The following is a 4,536-nucleotide window of genomic DNA, read 5'->3' on the forward strand; positions in this document are numbered from 1 at the left end:
GGGCTCCACTCGGCTCCAGAAGGCATCCGACAATTCCCAGCTCGCCAATCGCGACATGGCTGACTCCTCCAGTTGTGATGGAGGAAGCTGGCTCAACGGAATCGAAATGTCAACCTATTTACGGATAAGCTCTAAGTCCGACAGGCTGCTAGGGAAGAACGCGAAGGCAAGCGCCGCGGCTGAAGCCAATGATGGACAGAGCAATGGCGCTGGCCTGTCGCTGGATTCGATCGCCGGCATGACTTCCCCACTATCCCTGCCTTCGCATGTCGCGGCTCTGGCCTTTGGAGGCCCGCTTATCCTCACGTCCATCGCACCTTCATATCCTCACCCTTCGCGGCTCTTGCCCGTGGCCATCCGCTCTCCTTCGCGTCCTTCGCGAGTAATGACTCCAGCACGCAGGATCTCCCATTTCGAATGAAGGTGCGCGATGGATCATGCGCCTCCGTCCGGTGTCCAGATGGGCAGACAGCGGACCGGAGGCAGATCCGCCCGCAGGTTGGGATCTTGCCGGCCACAACCCGGAGCGTCCATGCCCACCCTCACTCAGGAATCCCTGGCCACCGCCCTGCGCGAGCTGCCCCGCCGCGACGCCGCCTTCCGGCCGTGGTTGAAGCGGGTGGATGAGCCGCGCCTGCCCCCACGCCGTCCGCCCTTCCAAACCCTGGCCGATGCCATCCTCAGCCAGCAGGTGAGCGGCGCCGCCGCCGAGACCATCTGCCGACGCACCTTCGCCCTCTGCCACGATCCGCGCCGTCCCGCCGCCGCCGACCTGCGCCGCCTCTGCGACACGGAGGAGGGCCGCGCCGCCCTGCGCGCCGCCGGCGTCTCCCCGCAGAAGCTGGGCTACCTGGATGCCCTGGCCCACGCCTTCAGCGGCGGTCCGCTCGAGCGCTTCCCCTTCGCCCGCCGCCCCGACGAGGAGATCGTCGCCGCCCTCACCGCGGTGAAGGGCATCGGCCGCTGGACGGCGGAGATGTTCCTCATCTTCGGCCTGCGCCGCCCGGACGTCTTCTCCCCCGGCGACCTCGGCCTGCGCAAGGGCGTGGCCCGTCTGTACGATCTGGACGACCCCTCACCCGCCGAGTGCGCCCGGCGCGCCGAGGCCTGGATCCCCTGGCGCAGCGTGGCCAGCCTGGTCTTGTGGCGGGTGGCGGGGTGGAAAGCTGTGACTTGACGAGACATGTCCAGCCTGCTCGATGGTCAGGAATCCGTGGCCCTTTATTGCAGCCAGGACAACCGCCTCCACCACAACTGAGTATGTTTGTATAGATTGGCGGTGCGGTTCAGCCATGCAGCTTGGCGCGTCGTGCCGCCAAGGGGATGGCCGGACGACGCCTGAATCGACTCGGCGGTTGTCACTCGCGCTATGTCAACAGTCTACCACAGCAAACTATGGGCACACGCGCTGACCCTGCGGGGATCCGGCGGAGACATTGCCGCGCTGTCGCGTTCCATCGAAAACGCGCGGGTGGACCTGAACCCCCACCAGATCGACGCCGCGCTGTTCGCCTTGCGTTCCCCCTTCACCAACGGTGCCATCCTGGCCGACGAGGTGGGGCTGGGCAAGACGGTGGAAGCGGGCATCGTCCTCTCGCAGAGGTGGGCCGAGCGTAGGCGCCGCATCCTGGTCATCGTGCCCGCCATGCTGCGCAAGCAGTGGCAGCAGGAATTGCTGGAGAAGTTCTTTCTGCCTGCCGACGTGCTGGACGCCCGCGTTGCGGGAAATACCCAACCAGGGGGCAGCGCCAATCCCTTCGACCGCAAGGACCGGGTGGTGATCTGCTCGTATCACTTCGCCTCCCTGCGGGCCGCCGACGTGTCACGCATTCCCTGGGATCTGGTGGTGCTGGACGAAGCGCACCGGCTGCGCAACGTGCACCGTTCCCGCTCGCGCCTGCAGAACATTCCGGCGGCCACCAAGAGCATGGCCCACCGCATCGATGATGCCCTTGGCCGCGCACCCAAGCTGCTGCTGACCGCCACGCCGCTGCAGAATTCCCTGCTGGAGCTGTTCAGCCTGGTCAGTGTCATCGACCCGCATGTCTTTGGCGATGTGGCCTCCTTCCGCGACCAGTTCGTGACCAATCCGGACGAGCTGTCCCGCAACGTGCTGCTGAAACAGCGGCTGGCGCCTGTCTGCACCCGGACCCTGCGCAAGCAGGTGACAGAGTACATTCCCTTCACCAACCGCGTGCCCATCACCCAGGAGTTCCTGCCCTCCGGCGCCGAGCAGGCGCTCTACGACGCCATCACCGACTACCTGCACCGCGAGATCCTCTACGCCCTGCCGGCCAGCCAGCGCCAGTTGATCACCATGGTGCTGCGCAAACTGCTGTCCTCCTCCACCTTCGCCATCGCCCGCACGCTGCGGCGTCTGGCCGACCGTCTGGAGCACGTCCAGCAGCAGATGGACTTGCTGGGCGAGGATGACTTGGAAGGGCTGGACGACTGGGCGGAGGAAATCGGCGCGGAGGCGGAACCGGCGGACGACACACCCGCGAGCCCTGTCCAGCTGGATCCCGTCCAGTTGGGCGAGGAACTGGCGGAACTGCGGCGCTACGCCGACCAGGCGGCGGCCATTGCCCACAACGCCAAGGGCGACACCCTGCTGCCCGCGCTGGCCATCGCCTTCGCCAGGGCCGAGGAATTGGGCGCGGCACGCAAGGCCGTCATCTTCACCGAATCCCGCGAGACCCAGCGCTACCTGTTCGACCTGCTGACCACCAACGGCTACGCGGGCCAGGTGGCCACCATCAACGGCACCAACGACCAGCCGCACCACGCCGCGATCTATGCGCAATGGCTGGAGCACAACCGGAGCAGTGACCGCGTCTCCGGCTCCCGCGACATCGACATGAAGGCCGCCATCGTCGAGCACTTCCGCGACGAGGCCACGATCCTGGTGGCGACGGAAGCCACCGCCGAGGGCGTCAACCTGCAGTTCTGCTCGCTGGTGGTGAACTTCGATCTGCCCTGGAATCCCCAGCGCATCGAACAGCGCATTGGCCGCTGCCACCGCTATGGCCAGCGGCACGACGTGGTGGTGGTGAACTTCCTCAACCGGCGCAACGAGGCGGACCGCCGCGTCTTTGAATTGCTCAGCGAGAAGTTCCGCCTCTTCGACGGCGTGTTCGGCGCATCCGACGAAGTGTTGGGAGCGCTGGAATCCGGCGTGGACATCGAACGCCGCATCGCCGAGGTCTACCAGAGCTGCCGCACCAATGCCGAGATCCAGGCCGCCTTCGACGCCCTGCAGGCGGAGCTGGACGCCAAGATCCAGGCGCGCCTGGCCGCCACCCGCCAGACCCTGTTGGAGCATTTCGACGAGGACGTGCAGGCCCGCCTGCGCATCAGCCGCGACCTCACCGCCGCCTGCCTGAACCAGCGCGAACGCTGGCTGCTGGACCTGACCCGCGTGGAACTGGGCGAGCAGGCCTGGTTCGATCCCCAGCGCCCGCGCTTCCGGCTGCCATCCCCGGATGGCGCACCCCAGACCTACAATCTGGACTGGAAGGACGCCGAGGCCCAAGGCGAGCACTTCTATCGCTCCGAGCACCCGCTGGCCAGCCGCCTGATCCAACAAGCCCTGGAGCGCGAGCTGCCCTGTGTGGAGCTGACCTTCGACTACAGCGGCCACGGCGCCAAGATCAGCGTGCTGGAGCCGCTGGTGGGTCAATCGGGCTGGCTGGAGATTTCCCGCCTGACCGTGTCCGCCGTGGAGGAAGATGAATTCCTGATCTTCGCCGCACGCACGGATCACCAGGCGGTGCTGGACGAGGACACCTGCTGGAAACTGCTCTCGCTGTCCGCCACGCTGGGAACCGAACAGAAACCCGTGGACCTGGCACCCCTGCGCCAAGCGGCCGTGGACACCCGGCTGGTGGAAATCCAGACCCGCAACGCGCGCCTCTTCGATGAAGAGGTGTTGAAGCTGGACCGCTGGAGCGAGGACCTGAAGCTGTCCCTGGAACACGAGCTGAAGGAACTGGACAAGCAGATCCGCGAGCTGCGCCGCGCCGGGGCTTTGGCGCAATCCCTGGAAGACAAACTGGCGCACCAGAAGCGCCTGCGGGAGCTGGAGAGGCAGCGCAATGGCAGGCGCCGCGAACTTTTCGAGGCGCAAGATGGCATCGACCAGCAACGGGAGGAGCTGATCACAACCATCGAGCAGGCGTTGGCACAGCAGACATCGGTCGGGCAATTCGTATCCTGCCGCTGGACCGTGTGCTAGGGAGGAACCATGGCGGCCACCAACTTCAAGACCGAGAACAACACCTTCCGCAAGCTCATCGGAAACGGCCTTGCGTACCGCATCCCACGCTTCCAACGCGACTACAGCTGGACGGAGGATGAGTGGGAGGACCTGTGGGCGGACTTGCTGGGAACCCTGAAGCCCGGCGGAGATCCCGCCCACTACATGGGCTATCTCGTCCTTCAATCCTCCGACGACAAGGTTTTTGAAGTCATCGATGGCCAGCAGCGCATCACCACCATCAGCTTGATTGTGCTGGCCGTGCTGAAGAACCTGCAACG

Annotated in this window: 4 protein-coding genes; all 4 read left to right on the top strand. The window is 65.8% G+C overall.

All coding sequences use genetic code 11. The features are described from left to right. Window positions 1-421: hypothetical protein (locus tag Q8O14_15265; GenBank protein ID MDP2362087.1), on the top strand; the 421-nt coding region annotated here is incomplete at its 5' end. A 111-nt stretch (window positions 422-532) separates the two neighbouring features. Next, on the top strand, window positions 533-1,177 hold the full coding sequence (locus Q8O14_15270; GenBank protein MDP2362088.1) for a DNA-3-methyladenine glycosylase 2 family protein: 645 nt from the start codon (window positions 533-535) through the stop codon (window positions 1,175-1,177). A gap of 294 nt (window positions 1,178-1,471) precedes the next feature. After that, window positions 1,472-4,234 (top strand): SNF2-related protein, encoded by a 2,763-nt coding sequence (locus Q8O14_15275; protein MDP2362089.1) that lies wholly within the window; start codon window positions 1,472-1,474, stop codon window positions 4,232-4,234. Between the two features lie 9 nt (window positions 4,235-4,243). Next, on the top strand, window positions 4,244-4,536 hold a 293-nt coding region (locus Q8O14_15280), incomplete at its 3' end, for a DUF262 domain-containing protein (GenBank protein ID MDP2362090.1).

The sequence above is a fragment of the bacterium genome, from assembly GCA_030685015.1.
GTDB lineage: Bacteria > CAIWAD01 > CAIWAD01 > CAIWAD01 > CAIWAD01 > CAIWAD01.